17 protein-coding genes are annotated in these 19,283 nt (G+C 65.3%); 6 read left to right on the plus strand and 11 right to left on the minus strand.

From position 1 onward, the window contains the following. Nucleotides 1-49 precede the first annotated feature (49 nt). Nucleotides 50-880: a sulfurtransferase gene (locus BLS52_RS05945; RefSeq protein WP_090585109.1), complete on the minus strand. Its 831-nt coding sequence runs from the start codon at nt 878-880 to the stop codon at nt 50-52. A 149-nt stretch (nt 881-1,029) separates the two neighbouring features. Here BLS52_RS05945 and BLS52_RS05950 point away from each other — a divergent pair, with 149 nt between their 5' ends. Beyond that, the gene (locus tag BLS52_RS05950; protein WP_245702710.1) at nt 1,030-2,709 is read left to right on the plus strand and encodes an alkaline phosphatase D family protein; all 1,680 of its coding nucleotides are present in this window, start codon (nt 1,030-1,032) and stop codon (nt 2,707-2,709) included. Here BLS52_RS05950 and BLS52_RS05955 read toward each other — a convergent pair. After that, complete coding sequence (locus BLS52_RS05955; RefSeq protein ID WP_090585110.1) at nt 2,706-3,365, minus strand: MBL fold metallo-hydrolase; 660 nt, start codon at nt 3,363-3,365, stop codon at nt 2,706-2,708. The two genes, BLS52_RS05950 and BLS52_RS05955, sit on opposite strands and share 4 nt — an antisense overlap. Nucleotides 3,366-3,502: 137 nt before the next feature. Between BLS52_RS05955 and BLS52_RS05960 the strand changes: the two genes are divergently transcribed. Then, nucleotides 3,503-3,934 carry a Fur family transcriptional regulator gene (locus BLS52_RS05960; RefSeq protein WP_090585111.1) on the plus strand — a complete coding sequence of 144 codons (432 nt, stop codon included), beginning with the start codon at nt 3,503-3,505 and terminating at the stop codon, nt 3,932-3,934. On the opposite strand, the gene BLS52_RS05965 is transcribed toward BLS52_RS05960, so the two are convergent. The 6 genes from BLS52_RS05965 to guaB1 form a co-directional block, all read right to left on the minus strand. Continuing rightward, on the minus strand, nt 3,931-4,812 hold the full coding sequence (locus tag BLS52_RS05965; RefSeq protein WP_026545900.1) for a metal ABC transporter permease: 882 nt from the start codon (nt 4,810-4,812) through the stop codon (nt 3,931-3,933). The genes BLS52_RS05960 and BLS52_RS05965 overlap by 4 nt on opposite strands. After that, complete coding sequence (locus BLS52_RS05970; RefSeq protein ID WP_090585216.1) at nt 4,809-5,600, minus strand: metal ABC transporter ATP-binding protein; 792 nt, start codon at nt 5,598-5,600, stop codon at nt 4,809-4,811. The genes BLS52_RS05965 and BLS52_RS05970 overlap by 4 nt, the downstream gene beginning before the upstream one ends. Before the next feature lie 80 nt (nt 5,601-5,680). Then, the gene (locus BLS52_RS05975) at nt 5,681-6,748 is read right to left on the minus strand and encodes a metal ABC transporter solute-binding protein, Zn/Mn family (RefSeq protein ID WP_090585113.1); all 1,068 of its coding nucleotides are present in this window, start codon (nt 6,746-6,748) and stop codon (nt 5,681-5,683) included. 196 nt (nt 6,749-6,944) lie between these two features. After that, a complete protein-coding gene (locus BLS52_RS05980) occupies nt 6,945-8,045 on the minus strand; it encodes a hemolysin family protein (RefSeq protein WP_090585115.1) in 1,101 nt (366 codons plus the stop codon). Beyond that, the gene (locus BLS52_RS05985; protein ID WP_090585117.1) at nt 8,042-9,391 is read right to left on the minus strand and encodes a hemolysin family protein; all 1,350 of its coding nucleotides are present in this window, start codon (nt 9,389-9,391) and stop codon (nt 8,042-8,044) included. The genes BLS52_RS05980 and BLS52_RS05985 overlap by 4 nt, the downstream gene beginning before the upstream one ends. A 498-nt stretch (nt 9,392-9,889) precedes the next feature. Continuing rightward, nucleotides 9,890-11,341 (minus strand): GMP reductase, encoded by a 1,452-nt coding sequence (gene guaB1 / locus BLS52_RS05990; RefSeq protein ID WP_090585119.1) that lies wholly within the window; start codon nt 11,339-11,341, stop codon nt 9,890-9,892. Nucleotides 11,342-11,561: 220 nt separating this feature from the next. On the opposite strand from guaB1, the gene BLS52_RS05995 reads away from it, so the two are divergent. Further along, nucleotides 11,562-15,395 carry a multifunctional oxoglutarate decarboxylase/oxoglutarate dehydrogenase thiamine pyrophosphate-binding subunit/dihydrolipoyllysine-residue succinyltransferase subunit gene (locus tag BLS52_RS05995; RefSeq protein WP_090585121.1) on the plus strand — a complete coding sequence of 1,278 codons (3,834 nt, stop codon included), beginning with the start codon at nt 11,562-11,564 and terminating at the stop codon, nt 15,393-15,395. 135 nt (nt 15,396-15,530) lie between these two features. Next, nucleotides 15,531-16,130, plus strand: coding sequence for a GDSL-type esterase/lipase family protein (locus tag BLS52_RS06000; RefSeq protein ID WP_090585123.1), 600 nt, complete (start codon nt 15,531-15,533; stop codon nt 16,128-16,130). Nucleotides 16,131-16,162: 32 nt separating this feature from the next. Here the strand turns inward: BLS52_RS06000 and BLS52_RS06005 are convergent, their stop codons facing one another. Beyond that, complete coding sequence (locus tag BLS52_RS06005) at nt 16,163-17,134, minus strand: zinc-binding dehydrogenase (protein WP_245702711.1); 972 nt, start codon at nt 17,132-17,134, stop codon at nt 16,163-16,165. Between the two features lie 193 nt (nt 17,135-17,327). Between BLS52_RS06005 and BLS52_RS19120 the strand changes: the two genes are divergently transcribed. After that, nucleotides 17,328-17,402: a 50S ribosomal protein bL37 gene (locus BLS52_RS19120; RefSeq protein WP_369299106.1), complete on the plus strand. Its 75-nt coding sequence runs from the start codon at nt 17,328-17,330 to the stop codon at nt 17,400-17,402. A gap of 80 nt (nt 17,403-17,482) precedes the next feature. Here the strand turns inward: BLS52_RS19120 and rsrA are convergent, their stop codons facing one another. Next, nucleotides 17,483-17,743: a mycothiol system anti-sigma-R factor gene (gene rsrA / locus BLS52_RS06010; protein WP_026545908.1), complete on the minus strand. Its 261-nt coding sequence runs from the start codon at nt 17,741-17,743 to the stop codon at nt 17,483-17,485. Next, nucleotides 17,740-18,525: a sigma-70 family RNA polymerase sigma factor gene (locus BLS52_RS06015; protein ID WP_425425028.1), complete on the minus strand. Its 786-nt coding sequence runs from the start codon at nt 18,523-18,525 to the stop codon at nt 17,740-17,742. The genes rsrA and BLS52_RS06015 overlap by 4 nt, the downstream gene beginning before the upstream one ends. Before the next feature lie 204 nt (nt 18,526-18,729). On the opposite strand from BLS52_RS06015, the gene BLS52_RS06020 reads away from it, so the two are divergent. Next, nucleotides 18,730-19,278: a DoxX family protein gene (locus BLS52_RS06020; protein WP_090585127.1), complete on the plus strand. Its 549-nt coding sequence runs from the start codon at nt 18,730-18,732 to the stop codon at nt 19,276-19,278. Nucleotides 19,279-19,283: the final 5 nt, after the last annotated feature.

A 19,283-nucleotide genomic window follows, 5' to 3' on the forward strand; every position in this document is an offset into this window, starting at 1 on the left:
CGGCTACTCTCTCACAACGAGGGTTTTCCGGACGATCAGCTGAGCGCTGTCAGGGGCCCGTCGCCACCGGCAGGTCCGCGCGTTGGGACCACTGGGACCAGGACCCCGGGTAGAGCGCAGCCCGGAATCCGGCCAGCTCAAGTGCGGCGATCTCGTGGGCAGCGGTGATACCGGACCCGCAGTACACCGCGACGTCAGCCGTTTCGGTGATTCCGAGGGCAGCGAACCGCCGTCGCAGCTCGGCTGCTGGCAGGAAGGTTTTCTGCGCCGTCAGGTTACCGGCGGTGGGCGAGTTCAACGCACCGGGAATGTGTCCCGCCTTCGGATCAACGGGCTCGCTCTCCCCACTGAAACGCTCCGGCGCCCGGGCATCCAGCAGGACACCGCTCCGGGTGAGGGCGAGGACGTCCTCGGTCCGCACCACGGGCATATGCCCGAAGTCCAGGGTTACGTCGCCCAGGCAGTGCTGCTCCTCACCGCGCTCGGTCCCGTAACCCGCCGCCAGCCATGCCGCCAGTCCGCCGTCGAGCAGGTGGACACTGGTCAGGCCGGCGTTGCGGAGCAGCCACCATAGCCGCGCGGCCGCAAGATTGCCGGTGTCGTCATAGGCGACCACCACGTCGCCGTCGTTGATGCCCCACTGACGGGCCGCTTCCTCCAGCGCCGCCGGCTCGGGCAGCGGATGCCGGCCCTCGGCGGCGGAGGGGGGCGAACACAGTTGCGTCTCGAGGTCAACGTAGACGGCGCCGGGAATGTGAGCTGATCGGTACTGTTCGTGACCGTGGGGGTTACCCAGCGCCCAGCGAACATCCAGCAGGACGGTCTGCCGCCCGGAGGTCATCCGGTTCCGCAGTGCCTGCACGTCCATCAGAGTCTCCATGAAGATCTCCTTGTGAAAGTGTGACCGGTGGCACACCGGTCAGGGTGTGAGCCAAGTTCACCACAGCTTTGTTCCACCCTCCAACCCGGCCCGGCACGCGGTATTGCGGTCCTCTGGCCCTGCAGGCCGACAAGGGGTACAACAGGGTCATGACAGCTTCACTGGTGCTCGGTCCGATGCTCCGGTACGTTGACGAAACCTCGGCTGCCCTATGGGTGGAAACCAGCGAGGCCTGCACTGTGGAACTGCGCGCAGGACCGGACGCGTGGACCGCTTCCACTTTCGGCGCCCACGGTCATCACTACGCCCTGGTGGAGGCCGCCGGCCTCACGCCGGGCACCACCTCGGAGTACACCGTAACCATCGACGGGGAGCGCTGCTGGCCGGAGCCGGACTCGCCCTTTCCTGCCCCGTCCATCCGGACGCTGCACCCCGAACGGCGCCTGAGGCTCGCGTTCGGTTCCTGCCGGACCAGCGTTCCCCACGACACCATGGGCAACGCCACCCACGGCGTCGATGCCCTGCGCGCCTATGCGATGCACCGGGCACACACCGACGACGACGCCCGCCCGGACCTCGTCGCGTTCCTGGGCGATCAGGTCTATGCGGATTCCACGAGCAAGGAGATGAAGGAGTTCATCTCCTCCCGCCGGTCGCTGCATGAACCGCCGGGTGAGGAGCTGAAGGACTACGAGGAGTACGCCCACCTCTATAAGCTCGCCTGGTCCGACCCCGCGAACCGCTGGCTGCTGTCCACCCTTCCCAGCGCGATGATCTTTGATGACCACGACATCCGCGACGACTGGAACGCCTCGCTGTCCTGGCGGAAAAAGATGCACGGCACCACGTGGTGGCACGGCCGGATTGTCGCCGGGCTGGCCTCCTACTGGGTGTACCAGCATCTCGGCAATCTCTCCTCCGCGGCCCGCGCCGAGGACCCGCTGTGGCAGAAGATCGCCTCGCACCACGGGCCGGAGGAACTGGACCTCACCGCTGACCTTGACTCCTTCGCCGAGCGCGCGGACGCCGATCCCCTCAGCTACCGCTGGAGCTACTGCCGGGACGTCGGTGACGTAAGGATCATCACCGTGGATTCGAGGGCAGCCCGGGTCCTTGAACCCGCGCGGCGGTCTCTCCTGGACGAAACTGAACTCACCTGGCTGGATGAGCATTTCCGCGGCGGGGTGCGGCACCTGCTGATTGCGACTTCCCTGCCCTTCCTGCTCCCCCGGGGTCTTCACCATATTGAGTCGTGGGACGAGGCGCTTGCGGAAGGCGCCTGGGGCAGGCTGGGGTCGAGGATGGGCGAAGTGCTGCGGCAGGGCCTGGACCTTGAGCACTGGGGCGCGTTCCAGCGCAGCTTCAGGGCCGTTGCGGCGCTCGCCTGCGAGGTGGCGGACGGAAAACGCGGACCGGCACCTCAGACCGTCACCTTCCTCTCCGGCGATGTCCACTTCTCCTACATCGCCGAAGTCGACCGGTCCTCCGGCAGCCGGATCCTCCAGGCGGTCTGCTCACCCATCCGGAACCCCCTGCCGCGTGCCCTGAGGTTCGCGACGGTGGTGATGTCCTACGGCGTCGCCAGCCCGCTGGGGGCGCTGGTGGCCCGCTCCGCCAGGGTCCCGAAGCCGCCGTTCTCCTGGACGAGCATCAAGGGGCCGTGGTTCGACAACAACCTCGCGCTGCTCGAGGACACCGACAGCGGGCTGCAGCTGCGGTGGGCTACCGGCGTGGTCAATGACAACCCCGACTCGCCCGAGCTCCAGGAGGTGGCGCGCCATACCATTGCGCCCCGGAGAGCCGGTGCGCCCCGCAAGGAGCCGGTCTAGAGGGACACGCTCTCCCCGGGCGCCAGATGGCGGAAATCTGTCCCGTAGTGCTTCCCCAGCCGCGAAACGTGGCCCTCCACCATGGCCAGGCCCGTCTCATTCAGCAGCGCGTCATGGATCTGGTGAGCCCGCGGTGCCCGTATGGCGGTGACGAAATCAATCACCTCGGCGGTCTTGGACCAGGGTGCATGGACGGGCACCAGAAGCGTTTGCACCTGAACACCGTGCGGAACGATGAACGAATCCCCCGGATGGTAGAGGGTTCCTTCGATCAGGTAGCCGATGTTCTTCACCAGCGGGATGTGCGGATGGATGAGGGCGTGCTGGCCGCCGAAAGTTTGCACAGCAAATCCTGCGATGGTGTAGCTGCGCTCAGGTTCGACGGAGTGCACACGGACCGCTGCGCCGTCGTCCAGTTCCTCCCTCAGTTGCGCAGCCACACCCTCCGGGGCATGAACCGCCATTTCCGGGGCCGCCCGCAGCGCCGCTGCGATCCGGTCCTTGTCGAAGTGGTCCGCATGCTCATGGGTGATGAGGATGGCGGCTGCTCCGGAAACCGCCTCCTCAACCTCGGAAAAATTCCCCGGGTCCAGGACCAGGGCGGTTCCGTCCTTCTCCAGACGGACACAGGCATGGGTGAACTTGGTCAACAGCATGCGCCCACACTATCGCCGTGCTGCGTCCCTGTCTGCGGCACCCCGCCGGAGATTGGCGGGGGTGCCGGTGCTACCCTTGACGCGAGGTTCAACCCGGAACACCACCGGACTATCGAGAGCGAGGTGACCAGCCAGGCATGTCAGCTGGAGCAGGGCAGCCCACCCGCAAGGGGTCGGAGCAGCGTGTTACACGGCAACGCCGGGCGGTCAGTGCCACGCTTGATGAGCTGGACGACTTCGTGAGCACGCAGGAGCTGTACCGCACCATGCACGAGCGCGGCGAGTCTGTTTCACTGGCCACCGCGTACCGCATCCTGCAGTCAATGGCCGATGACGGCCTTGTCGATGTGCTGCGGAACGGCGAGGGGGAGGCGGTCTACCGCCGGTGCGCCGTCGAACACCACCATCATCACCTGCTCTGCCGCAAGTGCGGACGGGCTGTGGAGATCGAGGCGCCGGCAGTCGAGCAGTGGGCGGCCCGCATCGCCCGGGAACACGGGTACACCGAGGTGGCCCATACCGTGGAGATCTACGGGCTGTGCCCGGAGTGCAGCGCGCCTGGGGCCTAGATCGGCTGCACCGCGCGTGCTTCGGACCTGGTGGACCGCGTGGAACGGTGCCAGCTGATGATCCTGCACACCAGGTAGATCACAAAGGAGATGGTTGTCACGTAGGGGCTGATGGGGATCCGGCCGCCCAGTGCCAGGAGGATGCCGCCCACCACCGACGTGCAGGCGAACGCCACGCTGAGCAGGACCACCAGCCGCGGCGACGAAGTGACCTTGAGCGCAGCAGCAGCAGGCGTGATGAGCAGCGCAAGCACCAGGAGCGCACCGACCACCTGGATGGACAGCGCCACCGATACACCCAGCAGGAACATGAATACCAGCGACAGCCCACGCACCGGGACACCGCGCGCCTCCGCCAGCTCCGGGTCCACGCTGGCAAAGGTCAGCGGGCGCCAGATGGCGCCGAGGGCGGCCATGACGACGACGGCGCAGCCCGCCAAAAGCGTCAGCTGCACCTGGTCAACGGAGACAATCTGCCCGGTCAGCAGTCCGAACTTGTTGGCTGCCCTGCCCTCATAGAGCGCCAGGAACAGAATCCCAAGCCCCAGCCCGAACGGCATGATGACACCGATGATCGAGTTGCGGTCACGGGCCCGGATGCCCATCAAGCCCAGCAGGAGCGCGGCGATCACGGAGCCGACCAGCGAGCCGAACACCACGTTCGCCCCGATGAGCAGCGCAAACGCCGCACCGGCGAAGGACAGCTCGGCGATGCCATGCACCGCGAAGGCGAGATCCCGCATCATCACGAAGGTACCGATCAGGCCGCCCAGCAGCCCCAGCACCGCGCCGGCCCAGATGGAGTTCTGCACCAGCGGCAGCAGCTCGCTGTAGTTGTCGAACGTGAAGATCGCCCGGAGCATTTCGTCGAGGGTCATGGCTGCGCTGCCTCTGCATGATGATGGTGCGTGGTGGCGTCCGGTAGTCCCACCACAACAATGCGGCCGTTGTTGTGGATGACGTCCACCCGGCTGTTGTAGAGCTCGGACAGAACGTCGCTGGTCATCACGTCCTGCGGCCGGCCCACCCGGAACTGCCCGCCGGCCAGGTACAGGACGCGGTCAACGTAGTCGATGATCGGGTTGATTTCATGGGTCACGAAGACCACGGCGGTGTTGTGGTCACGGCACTGGTCATTGATCAGCCGGCTCACCGCCTGCTGGTGGTGCAGGTCCAGCGAAAGCAGCGGCTCATCGCACAGCAGCACCTGCGGGTCCGTGGCGAGGGCCTGCGCCGCACGGAGCCGCTGCTGCTCGCCGCCGGACAGCCGCCCCACCGGCGCATCCGCGTACGACGACGCGCCCACCTTCTCCAGGAGGGCATCCACAGTCCGGCGGTAGGTTGCTCCGCCGCCGCGGAACCCCCAGCGGTGGCCGTCCACGCCCAGGCCCACGAGGTCGCGTGCGCGCAGAGGCGTCTCAGCTGCAAATGACTTCTGCTGCGGGATATAGCCGAACGCGCGGCTGCCGCGGTGCAGTGCATGACCGTTGACGGTGGCCCGTCCCGAATCCAGCTCCTGCAGGCCGAGAAGCACCCTGAGCAGGCTCGTCTTGCCCGAGCCGTTAGGGCCGAGGACGGCCAGGAATTCTCCCGGCCGGATGTCCAGGTCAAGATCGTGCCAGAGCGTCCGGCGCCCAAACGAGAGGGAGGCAGAGCGAAGGCTCACCACAGGGCGAGCGGCAGCACCGCCGTCGTTGGCCACGCGGTCTCCTAGCTGAAGGGATGGGAGTGTCATGGCCAATTCTGTCAGGACTTCAGGGCTTCGGCGATGTTGTCGACGTTGGTGCTCATCCAGGACAGGTAGTCCGCACCGTCGGGAAGCGTTTCGGTGAAGTTGACGACGGGCACCGAGGCGGACTCCGCCGAACTGCGTACAGCCTGGGTCTGTGGACCCTCGGTTTGTTCGTTATACGCGAGGAACGCGACCGAGCCGTTCTTCACCAGCTCCTGCATCTCGTTCAGGGCGGCCACCGGAACGTCTGCGTCTTCCTCAATTGCCTCGGTGTAGTCGGCGGGGGTGACGTCCTCCAGGCCGACGGTTTCCAGCAGGTACGCGGGCACAGGTTCGGTGGCGGCGACGGCCTTGCCTGCGGCCTCCGGTGCAAGCGCCGCTGCCCGCTCCTCGATCGCGGCCAGTTCCTCGGCGAAGCCGGCGGCGTTCGCCTCATAGGTGTCCGCGTTGTCGGGGTCGAGCGCCCCGAGTTTATCCCCTATGGCGCCGGCGAGCTCCGCCATGGCCGCCAGGTTGTACCAGACGTGTTCGTTGAAGGAACCGTGCGCGTGTTCGTCCTCGGCGTGAGGCTCCTCCTCCGCGTGAGTGTCCTCGGCGTGAGGTTCCTCCTCCGCGTGAGTGTCCTCGGCGTGAGTGTCCTCGGCGTGGGGTCCCTCCTCCGCGTGAGTGTCCTCGGCGTGGGGTTCCTCCCCCGCGTCCAGCCCTGCGATGTCGACCGCACTGAGTACGTACTCGTGATCCATCTCGACGGAATCGGCAAGGGTATGGAGGAACGGGTCATAGCCGCCCCCGTTCTCCACCAGGAGGTCTGCCTTGGAGACTGCAAGCTTGTCCTGCACCGTAGCCTCGTAGGAGTGCGGATCCTGGCTCAGGCTGTCGACAATCGCGGTCACCTCGACATGTTCCCCGCCGACTGCCTCGACGATGTCCCCATAGACGTTGGTGGACGTCACCACCTGCAGCGCGCCTGATGCTGCGTCCCGTTCCGAACTGCCGCCCTCGGGGCCGCAGCCGGCTACCAGCAGTGGAAGAAGTGCCGAAGCGGCGAGTACCGTCGTCGTTCGCGCGGAAATACTGCGCATGAATGTTCCCTCGATCTGTGTACGCAAGTGGTGTGGTGCCCCGTGGACTTGTCTAACTCTAACCTAAACGCGAATCATTCGCATTTCTGTGCCTCGCAGCGGGACCAGCCAGAGCGCCTTGCAGCGGGACCAGCCAGAGCACAGATCAGGGCCCTCCGCCGACCGGCGAAGGACCCTGAAGCTGCGGCCCGGCGGGCTAGCGCGTCTCGAACCTGCCGAGTTCCGCGTCGCGCTGGAGCGACTCTCCGGTGCGCCGGTGCCCCTGGTTCTGGGTGGCATCCCGGATCTCGCCGATCAGCTGCTCAATGACGTCCTCGAGGAACAGGACACCGCGCGCCCGCCCGTCGCTGGTCATCACGCGGGCCAGGTGGGACCCGGTGCGCTGCATGATGGCAAGCGCGTCCTCGATCTCATCATCGACACTCAGATTGGCGAGAGCCCTCACCTTGTTCTCCGTGATGGGCCGCAGGTACCCCTCGACCGGCATCGACATGACGTCCTTGAGGTGCATGTAACCGGTGAGGTTGTCGTGCTCATCCACGAGTACGAAGCGGGAGAAACCGGTCCGTCCGACCGTCTTTTCGAACTCCTCGGGAGTGGAGTCTGTACGGAGCGTGACCAGTTCCTCCAGCGGCACCATGATGGTCCCCGCCGTCTGCCCCGAGAATTCGAGCGCGCTGCTGATCAGCCCGGCGTCGTCGTCCACCAGCCCGTGCCTCGTGGACTCCTGAACGATCGACTGCACCTCCTCCAGGGTGAAGGAAGACGTCACCTCGTCCTTCGGCTCGATCCGCATGGCCCTCAGAATGTGGTTGGCGGTCCAGTTCAGGCTGGAAATGACGGGATGCACCAGCTTGGCCACCATTACCAGCGGAGGCGCGAGAAACAGGGCGGCCTTGTCCGCCACGGATACCGAAATGTTCTTCGGCACCATTTCGCCGAAGGTCACGTGGAGGAAGGTGACCAGCGCAAGCGCGATACCGAACGCAATGCCGTCTGCCAGGCCTCCAGGGAGGCCGGCCGCTTCAAGCGGTACGACCATCAGGTGGTGAATGGCGGGCTCGGCCACCTGCAGAATCAGCAGGGAACATACCGTGATGCCCAACTGTGCGCAGGCCAGCATGAGGGACACGTGTTCCATGGCCCAGAGGGTGGTGCGCGCACGTTTCATGCCCTGGTCCGCGAGCGGCTCGATCTGGCTGCGGCGCGCGCTCATGATCGCGAACTCGGCGCCCACAAAGAACGCGTTGCCGATCAGCAGAATGACCAGCCAGAGGATCCCTGCCCAGTCGCTCATCGGGCACCGCCCGCGGCGGAGGAAGCTGCATCGGACTGTCCTGCTTCCGCAGGCTCCACGGGCAGGAAGCTGACGCGGTCGATCCGGCGTCCGTCCATGCGTTCCACCTCAAGGATCCCGCCGGGGACGTCCACCCGGTCGCCTGTTTCGGCAATCCTGCCCAAAACGGACATGATGTAGCCGCCCACTGTCTCGTAGCCCGGTTCGTCCGGCACAACCAGGTTGGGGATCTGTTCACTGACCTCGTCCGGGCGCATGATGCCCGGGAAGAACCAGTTGCCTGCAGCGCTTTGCAGGACGCCCGGCTTGAGCTTGTCATGTTCATCAGCCACCTCGCCCACAATCTCCTCGACGAGGTCCTCGAGTGTGACCACGCCGGCAGTTCCGCCGTACTCATCGAGCACCACAGCGAGCTGCAGGTTGGCCTCCTTCAGTTCGCTGAGCAGCGAGTCGAGGTGCACCGTCTCGGGGATCCGCAGGACCTCCGTCATGATGGTCCCGGCCGGGAGCTCCGCACGCCTGGACCGCGGCACTGCAACGGCCTTCTTCACGTGCACCACTCCACGGATGTCATCGGGCGAGTCCCCGAGGAGGGGAAAGCGTGAGTATCCGGTCTGCCGCGCGAGATCGACGACGTCGGCAACCGTCTGGTCGGATTCGATCGTTGCCATCCTGATTCGCGGCGTCATGACGTCTGCCGCCGTGCGCTCGGAGAAACTGAACGTCCTCGCAAGAAAGTTTGCGGTCCCCTGGTCAAGGGTTCCCAGCTCCGCGGACCGCCGCACCAGGGATGACAGCTCGGAGGGAGTCCGGGCCCCCGAGATTTCCTCTTTGGCTTCCAGCCCGAACAGATGCAGCACCCGGTTGGAGAAGCCGTTGAGAAGGACGATCGCCGGCTTGAAGATTGCGGTGAAGATGAGCTGCGGACGGGCCAGGGTCCTGCCGACTTTGAAGGGGAGGGCGATGGCCATGTTCTTGGGCACCAACTCCCCGATCAGCATGGAGAGAAGGGTGGCCAGCGTCATCGCAAGAATCAGGGAGACCGATGCCCGCAGTGTGTCCGGCACGCCCAGCGCCCCCAGCGGCGTCTCAAGCAGCCGCCCCACGGAAGGCTCCATGACGTAACCGGTCAGCAGCGTTGTCAGGGTGATGCCGAGCTGGCAGCTGGAGAGCTGCGTGGACAGGGACTTGAGACAGCGCAGCAGCGGTTCGGCGCGCTTGTCTCCCTCGTCCACCGCACGCTGGACATAGGTCTGGTCGAGTGCAACGAGGGAAAACTCGACAGCAACAAAGAACCCGGTGCCGAGAATCAGCAGCAGGCCGGCGATCAGGTAGAGCCACTCCATTACCGGACCACCGCCGCGGGTGCGCAGGAATTACCCCGCGCGGCGGGTTTCGGAGGTTCCCCAGGTTGAGACGGCTCGTCCGGCTGGGAAGGCTCCGTCGACGCGGAGTTTCCCAAGGCGCTGTCTCCCGAGGCGTCACCGTCGGCGCGCTGATCCGGCATGGATGAGCTGCCGGAAGCGTCGGAACGCGCGGAAGTCAGTGGGTGATGGGCATGTGAACGGGGATTGCCGGCACTGGATGGCTGCGCTGCACATCGGATCGATGCTGCCTGTCGCTGCGTGCGCGCCATGGGCCGGCCCCTAGAGGAACTGTCCATAAGGTCTCCAGTTTACAGCAAGGGCGCCGTCCACGGCGCGGACCGATGCCGTGGGCATCCTCTGCCACCGGGAGGTCCGCTGCCTCCAGGACGTTCGCGCGCTGGACCCCGTGGCACCGGACTCCGGACCACGGACTCCGGACTCCGGACTCCGTCGAACCGGAACCGCACCGCAGGTCTGCTACCAGCTCTGCTGGAGAGGACGGCCTTCCTCGTACCCGGCCGCGGACTGCACCCCGACAATTGCGCGCTCGCGGAATTCGGCGAGCGAGCGTGCACCCGCATAGGTCATCGAACTGCGCACACCGGCCGTGATCATGTCCAGCAGGTCCTCGACCCCCGGCCGGGCAGGGTCCAGGTACATCGTGGACGTTGAGATGCCTTCCTCGAACAGTCCCTTGCGTGCGCGCGCAAACACGTCATCGCGCTGCGTCCGGTTCTGGACGGCGCGCGCCGATGCCATGCCGAAGCTCTCCTTGTACAAGCGCCCCTGCCCATCAGTCTGGAGGTCCCCGGGGCTTTCGTAGGTACCCGCGAACCAGGACCCGATCATCACCTGGCTTGCTCCGGCCGCGAGCGCAAGGGCAACGTCCCGTGGGTATCGGACGCCGCCGTCTGCCCAGACATGGGCGCCGAGCTCCGCCGCCGCCTGGGCGCACTCGTGGACTGCAGAAAACTGCGGGCGACCCACTGCGGTCATCATTCGCGTGGTGCACATGGCACCGGGTCCCACGCCGACCTTGATGATCGAGGCGCCCGCCTCAACCAGGTCCCGTACCCCGTCGGCGCTGACAACGTTCCCGGCGACCACAGGAACGGACGGATCAAGCGCCGTGACGGCCTTGAGCGCGTCAAGCATTTTGCGCTGGTGCCCGTGGGCCGTGTCCACCACGAGGACGTCCACCCCGGCCTCAAGCAGCCCGGCCGCCTTGGCTGCTACGTCGCCATTGATGCCGACGGCGGCAGCAACCCGCAACCGGCCCCTGCCGTCAGTGGCCGGCTGGTAGATGGTGGAGCGCAGCGCGCCCTTGCGGGTGATGACGCCGGCGAGCTCACCATTCCGGGACACTGCTGCAAGCGAGGCACCCGCCGCATCGAGCTCCTCGAAGGCCTGCTGAAGCGCGGCATCGTGGTCCGCCGAGAATCGCTCCGCGTCCAGGGTAAGAGGCCGCGTTCGCATGACGGACTCGAGGGAGGCGAACCGGTCGACACCCTCGCAGTCTTCCGCCCGGACCACACCCACGCAGCGGTTGGCATCGTCGACCACCATCACGGCACCGTGCGCGCGCTTGTTGATCAGGTGCAGCGCATCAATCACGGTATTTCCGGGCTGAAGCTTCAGCGGCGTCTCAAAGATCAGGTCGCGCTGCTTGACCCACTGCGTCACCTCGCTGATGACGTGCACGGGAATGTCCTGCGGCAGTACGGCCAGTCCGCCCCGCCGCGCCACGGTCTCCACCATGCGGCGCCCGGTGACGGCAGTCATGTTGGCGACCACCAGCGGGATCGTTGTGCCGGTGCCGTCGTCGCTGGCAAGGTCGACGTCGAATCGGGAGATCACCTCGGATGCTGACGGCACGAGGAAAACGTCAGAGTAGGTGAGGTCGGTTGAGGGCGTGTTGATCAAACGCACGGGTGCTCCTGCAGTCGGTTACATATGGGAGTCTATGTCGAATCGACGCCCTGCCCGGGCACGCGTGGAGTGATCGGTTGTGCTACGCCGGGCACTGTGCCGAGATTGGCTTGTTGCCTGAAACTGTCATTAGACTGATGGGCAGGTCAACAGGGTCAGGCGAGCGCTGATGTGAACCTTTTTGGGCCAAGGGCAACTCATGGAAGAGGGCGTATAACAAGTGCCACAACAACCCAACCACCGTCTACCGGAAGAATTCGGCGGGAATGAATGGCTTGTGGATGAGCTCTACGAGCAATTCCGCCAGGACAGGAATTCGGTAGACAAGAAGTGGTGGAGCCTTTTCGAATCCTTTGAAGCAGAGAGCAGCGGCTCGGACAACGGGCGGCACGCTGCTTCGAGGCCTGCCGGCTCCGGGGACCCGAATCCCCCCACCCGGGAGCTGCCCGTCGTCTCGGCGGAGCAGAATGCTCCCAAGGCGTCCGGGGAATCACCCGCTGCAACGCAGGAGTCCGGCAAGCCGCCGGTCGCCAAGGAAGAGCCCGGGCAAGGCCGTGAGAAAGCAGCGGCGTCGAAGCCGGCGGCGGCCAAGGCCGAGCCCAAGCCGGAGCAGAAAACCGAAAAGGCTCCCATCCCGGCCCAGCTCCCGAAGTCGGATCTGAACCCGGAAATGGATGAAGACACCGTCACCGTCCTGCGCGGACCTGCCAAGGCCATCGCCACCAACATGGACGCGAGCCTCACGGTCCCGACGGCCACCAGCGTCCGGGCCATCCCGGCCAAGCTCCTGATCGACAACCGTGTGGTCATCAACAACCACCTGGAGCGGGCCCGTGGCGGCAAGGTTTCCTTCACCCACATCATTGGCTACGCGATCATCCGGGCACTCGCCCAGTTCCCTTCGCAGAACGTCTACTACGACGTCGTGGACGGCAAGCCCGCGGCGGTCCAGCCTGCCCATGTGAACTTCGGATTGGCGATCGACATGCCGCGGCCCGACGGTTCACGCCTGCTGGTGGTCCCCAACATCAAGAAGGCGGAAACGCTCAACTTCTCGGAGTTCTGGAACGCCTACGAGGACCTCGTCAAGCGTGCGCGTGCAGGCAAGCTCGGGGCGGACGACTACGCCGGCACCACCGTCTCGCTCACCAACCCCGGCGGCATCGGCACGGTCCACTCGGTTCCGAGGCTCTCCAAGGGTCAGGCCTGCATCATAGGGGCGGGCGCACTGGAGTACCCGGCCGCTTTCCAGGGCGCAAGCGAGAAGACGCTTGCCCAGCACGCAATCAGCAAGACCATCACCCTGACCTCCACGTATGACCACCGGGTCATCCAGGGCGCCGGAAGCGGCGAGTTCCTCAGGATTGTGCATCAGCTCCTGCTGGGCGAGCAGAACTTCTATGACGAGATCTTCGAGGCCCTGCGCATCCCGTATGAGCCGGTCCGGTGGAGCGCTGACATCCAGGTTGATCCCATGGATGAGATCAACAAGGTTGCCCGCATCCAGCAACTGATCCACGCCTACCGCGTCCGCGGCCACCTCATGGCGGATACCAACCCGCTCGAGTACGTCCAGCGCAAGCACGCGGACCTCGACGTCCGTACCCATGGCCTGACGCTGTGGGACCTCGACCGCGAGTGGCCGACCGGCGGATTCGGCGGGAAGCCCACCCTGAAGTTCCGCACTATCCTCGGTGTATTGCGGGACGCCTACTGCAGGACCACCGGCATCGAGTACATGCATATCCAGGACCCTGAGGAACGCCAGTGGTTCCAGGATGAGCTAGAGCACGCCTACTCGAAGCCGAGCCGTGAGGAGCAGTTCCGCATCCTGCACCGGCTCAATGCCGCTGAAGCGTTCGAGACCTTCCTGCAAACCAAGTTTGTGGGCCAGAAGCGGTTCTCGCTGGAAGGCGGCGAATCCCTGATTCCGCTGCTCGACTCGATCCTGTCCGACTCCGCCGACGACGGCCTGGACGAGGTGGCGATCGGCATGGCCCACCGCGGCCGCCTCAACGTCCTCACCAACATTGCCGGCAAGACCTACGCCCAGGTCTTCCGCGAGTTCGAGGGCACCCAGGATCCGCGTTCGGTGCAGGGCTCCGGTGACGTGAAGTACCACCTCGGTACCGAAGGCACCTACACCTCGGACAGCGGCAATGAAACCAAGGTGTACCTCGCGGCAAACCCCTCGCACCTTGAGGCCGTGGACTCTGTCCTTGAGGGAATCGTCCGGGCCAAGCAGGACCGCCTGGACCAGGGAGACACCTTCCCGGTCCTGCCGATCCTCGTCCACGGTGACGCCGCCTTCGCAGGTCAGGGCGTGGTCGCGGAAACCCTGAACCTCTCACAGCTGCGCGGATACCGCACAGGTGGAACCATCCACATCATCGTGAACAACCAGGTGGGCTTCACCACGTCGCCCACTGCGTCGCGGTCATCGGTGTACTCGACGGACGTCGCCAAGATGGTCCAGGCCCCTATCTTCCATGTGAACGGCGACGACCCGGAAGCCGTGGTCCGGGTGGCCCAGCTGGCGTACCAGTTCCGCCAGCGGTTCAACAAGGACGTCGTCATCGACATGGTGTGCTACCGCCGGCGCGGTCACAATGAGGGCGACGACCCGTCGATGACGCAGCCCATGATGTACAACCTCATCGAGGCCAAGCGCTCGGTGCGCAAGCTCTACACCGAGGCCCTGATCGGCCGGGGCGACATCAGCCAGGAGGAGGCCGAGCAGGCGCTGCGGGACTACCAGGAACGGCTGGAGCGCGTCTTCGCGGAGACGCATGCAGCGCAGACCTCCCCTATCCCGGTGGTCACCAAGGACGCCGCGGCTGTCTCCGACATCGAGCGCCCCATTGCACAGCGCACCGACAACGGTGTGGGAGCTCCGGCGAGCACGGCTATCACCGCCGAGACCCTCGCCCACATCGGCAAGGCGCACCTGGCGTTCCCCGAGGGCTTCACGGTTCACCCGAAGCTCAAGGCCCTGCTCGAGAAGCGCGAGCAGATGTCCCGGGAAGGCGGCATCGACTGGGGCTTCGGCGAAATCGCAGCATTCGGTTCGCTGCTGATGGAAGGCGTGCCCGTACGTCTTGCCGGCCAGGACTCCCGTCGTGGTACTTTCGTGCAGCGGCACGCAGTGTTCCACGACCGCGCAAACGGCACCGAGTGGGTTCCGCTGGGAGAGCTCAGCGAGGGCCAGGCCAAGTTCTGGATCTACGACTCGCTTCTCTCGGAATACGCCGCCATGGGCTTCGAGTACGGCTACTCGGTGGAACGCCCGGACGCCCTGGTGCTCTGGGAGGCCCAGTTCGGTGACTTCGTCAACGGCGCACAGACCATCATTGACGAGTTCATTTCCTCAGCGGAGCAGAAGTGGGGCCAGCGGTCCTCGCTGGTACTCATGCTCCCGCACGGCTATGAAGGTCAGGGACCGGACCACTCGTCCGCCCGCATTGAACGCTTCCTGCAGATGTGCGCAGAAGACAACATGGTTGTGGCCAATCCCACCACCGCGGCGTCGCATTTCCATCTGCTGCGCAGGCAGGCCTACAGCCGGCCGCGGAAACCGCTGGTCATCTTCACTCCGAAGCAGCTGCTGCGTCTGAAGGCGGCCGCGAGCAGTGTCGAGGACTTCACGCAGGGCAGCTTCAGGCCCGTCATCGAAGACACAGCCGGGCTCAATCCGGCGGATGTCACCCGTGTCCTGCTGGTGTCCGGACGGCTCTACTACGATCTGGCAGCGGCACGCCAGAAGGCCAACGACACCTCGACCGCGATTCTGCGCGTCGAGCAGCTTGCTCCGCTACCGGTCGAGGAAATCAGGGCCGCAATCGGTGCATACCCGGATGCGGAGATCGTCTGGGCACAGGATGAACCGGCAAACCAGGGACCGTGGCCATTCATCGGCCTGAACCTGCCGGAACACCTCGACCGCCCGCTCCGGCTGGTTTCCCGGCCTGCATCGGCCTCGACAGCCACAGGATCGGCGAAGCACCACGCGGTGGAGCAGGAAATCCTGATCAAGAAGGCTTTCGACCGGAAGTAACCTACCTGTGGCCCGAACGTACAATGGGCAGGGTCGTTGGGACCCTGCCCATTGGCGTTCCCCGCACGGACTGGTCGGCGCCTCCGTTGGGGCCTGACCGAAATCCAGCCCGACAAGTAACCAGAGGTGTGATCAGTGGAACATCGCAGGATAAGGCTCGCCGCAGTGGGAGACGAGCTTCTCGCAGGACTCGGTGACCCGCGTGCACTCGGTTGGCTCGGGAGAGTCCTGGCGCGCACCACGCCGGACAACGCCACCCTTGAGGCCTACAGCCTGGCGGCTCCCGGTGAAGGAACCGAGGCCCTGGCCGGGCGATGGGTGGAGGAAGCCGGGCGGCGCTTTTCCGAATCCACCGAGAACCGCCTGCTCATCGGGTTGTCGGACCGGGACCTCGATCTCGAAATCTCGACGGCACGCAGCCGGCTCAATCTCGCCAACATCCTCGACGGTGCAGCACAGATGAGCATCAAGGTCCTGGTAGTGGGACCGCCCCCAGGTCTGGACGCGGAACGCAACCGCAGACTCGCCGACCTCTCGGCGGCCTTCGCGGACGTGACCACACGCCGCAAGCACGTCTACGTAGACACCTTCACTCCCCTGCATGCCCACGAACAGTGGCGTTCGGATCTCGCCGCCAACGGAGGAAGCCCGGGCCAGGCAGGCTACGGCCTCATGGCATGGCTCGTACTGCACCGGGGATGGTTCCACTGGCTGGATATCCCCGCACCCGCCTGACCCGGCTGGCGAAGGCCGGCTCCGCCAGCGCATCAGCTTCCGTGGGTGAAGACCACCTTGCCGAAAACATCCCCCGTTTCCATCCGCTCGAACCCGCGCCGGGCGTCATCGAGCGCATGCACGGAATCAATCCTCGGACGGACGCCGCTCACGGTGAGGAATTGCGCCAGCCGCCCGAGTTCATCACGTGTTCCCATGGTGGAGCCCAGCACCCGCAACTGCAGGAAGAACACCCGGTTGAGGTCCGCAGACGGTGCGGGACCGCTTGTTGCACCGCAGGTGACGACGGCGCCGCCCGGTTTGAGCGCCTTGAGTGAGTGTGCCCAGGTGGCCTCGCCGACCGAATCAAAGACCACGTCCACCCGCTCGGGAAGCCGGGCACCGGCGTCGAACGCGTCCTGTGCCCCCAGTTCCAGCGCCTGCTCCCTTTTCTCCCCGCTGCGGCTGGTGACCCACACCCGGTAACCAGCAGCGGCAGCGAGCGAAATGAGAGCGGTGGCCACCCCGCCGCCGGCCCCCTGCACCAGGACCGTCGATCCTGGCGATGCAGTGGACGTGGTGAACAGCATCCGGTACGCCGTCAGCCAGGAAGTCGGCAGGCAGGCGGCCTCCTCGAACGTCAGGTCCGCCGGCTTCGGCACAAGATTGCGCGCAGGCACCCAGACGTAATCCGCCATGGTGCCCGGGTGGTGCTCCGACAGCAGCGAGCGGCGGGGGTCGAGGGTCTCATCCCCCTGCCAGCCGGGAGAGGAAATCACGCTGTGGATGATCACCTCGTTGCCGTCGTCGTCCAGTCCCGCCCCGTCACAGCCGAGGATCATCGGCAGCTTGTCCGGACCCAACCCGACACCGCGCAGCGACCACAGATCGTGATGGTTCAGCGCCGAGGCAAGCACGCGCACCCGGCGGAAGCCCTCCGGTGCGGGCTGCTCAGGAAGTTCATCGACCCGCAGTCCTTCCAGCGGACGCTCGGCGGACATCGACTCTGCAAATACTGCACGCACGCGGCACTCCTTTGTCGGGGATTCTTCCGCACTATCCTAGGCGGGCACCCGTCCCTCTGCCGCACCTGGCCTGCGGAGAGGCCCTGCCGCGTGCGTTTAGGTTCACCCCGCCTGCGTGTGGGAGACTGGAGGGCAGTCCGGACCCGAGCGGTCAACCGGTAAAGCCATACACAGGCAACGTAAGGAGGCAGCCATGAGCAAGCGTGCACGCAAGCGCCGTGATCGCAAGCGCGGCGGCGCTAACCACGGTAAGCGCCCCAACACCTGACATCACGGTCACACAGACAAAGGAACCCCCGTACCAGTACGGGGGTTCCTTTGCGTTGTGCCCTCCGGTGGGGCGCCTGTCTAGTGGTCGACAGTCTTGATCTGGCTGATGCGATCGAGGATGTTCGACTTGAGTGTTGCCGGTGCAACCTCCGTACAGGACCGCTTCACCACCGACCGGATCACGCACTCCAGATCATGTTCCTGGGTGCAGTCCGGGCAGTCCTCGAGGTGGTTCTTGATCTCCACCAGGTCAGCGTGGGAGAGAGCACCGTCGAGGTACTCGTACAGCCGCTCGATCCGTGAATCGTCGCAGTCGCCAAGGCTATGGCAGTCGCTCATTTTCCGTTCTCCTGTGTAGTTCCACCGTCAGCGGCGGATGCGCGTGCCGAATCACCCATGCCGCGCTCATGCGCGTATTCGGAGAGTAATTCCCGCAGGAGCTTGCGTCCGCGGTGCAGCCGCGACATCACCGTGCCGATCGGGGTATTCATGATTTCCGAGATTTCCTTGTAGGCAAAGCCCTCGACATCCGAGAAGTAGACCGCCAGCCGGAACTCTTCGGGAATGGCCTGCAGCGCCTGCTTGACATCGGAATCGGGAAGGTGGTCGAGTGCCTCCACCTCGGCCGAACGCAGTCCCGATGACGTGTGTTCGGCTGCCTTGGCGAGCTGCCAGTCCTCAATGGTGTCCGAGTGCGACTGCAGGGGCTCCCGCTGACGCTTGCGGTACAGGTTGATGTACGTGTTGGTGAGGATGCGGTACAGCCAGGCCTTCAGATTTGTACCCGGCTTGTACTGGTGGAATGCGGAGAACGCCTTGGTGTAGGCCTCCTGCACGAGGTCCTCTGCGTCAGCCGGATTGCGTGCCATCCTCATGGCTGCAGAATAGAGCTGGTCCACGTACTGCATGGCATCCCGCTCGAACCGGGCAGTCCGATCCGCAACGGATTCGGTGTCCAGGTCCAGTTCCTTGTCTTCGGTCGGCGTGGGCCCGGCCGCGGCTGTGGTATCCATTGCTGCAAAGTCTACGCGTCCACGGGTCTGCGGGCGCTGCGCCGGCCGGGCCGGGGCAGCCACCTGGAGGCGCGGAACCCGGTCCTGTACCGATGATGCTGTACCCATCTGCTCCTCGTATCCGTTCTCTGCGTGTTGTTCCTCTATCGACAACGGTCCCCGGGAAGCGGATATTCCTGCGCGGGCGCCGCAGCCGGATCGCCTCGCTGGAGCAAAAGTGTAAAACTAGACACATCCATTCCCAGCTGTAACTGACTTTGTCCGCATAAGTAGATCCGGTGCCGCCCGCGGTGCTGGAAACCAGGAGGCATTGTGACCCTTGTTCGCGTACTCGCCCGCCCATTGCTCGCCAGCAGCTTCGTCCTTACGGGCATTGACCGGCTTCGGAAAACGGACGCGACGGCCGCTGCGCTCCGACCCACGCTCGACCGGATCACCAAGGCAGTCCCCGCTGCCGCCTCCGCGACAGGCAACGAACAGGCTGTCGCCAAAGTGCTCGGGACCGCCCATCTGGGAGCCGCCGTCCTGCTCGGAATCGGCCGTTTCTCCCGGCTTTCGGCACTGGTGCTGGTTGTGACCTCCACGCTGAACGCCGTCGTCGAATTCAACAATGCGGATTCATCCACGTCGAAGGCGCGCAAGGAGCGGCGCAACCAGCTCATCAAGAACCTCTCCCTCCTCGGAGCTGTGCTGCTCGCAGCGGTGGACACCAATGGACGGCCGAGCTGGGCCTGGCGGGCCGAGCACTTCGCCGAGGACGCACGCCGCAACGCTCTCGCCCTGAGCCACGACACCCGGAAGAACATCCGGAAGGCCGAAAAAGCAGTACGCAAGACGGCGTCGGAAGTCACGGGTAGCTAAGGGAC

The sequence above is a fragment of the Arthrobacter subterraneus genome, assembly GCF_900099735.1.
Lineage (GTDB): Bacteria > Actinomycetota > Actinomycetes > Actinomycetales > Micrococcaceae > Arthrobacter_D > Arthrobacter_D subterraneus.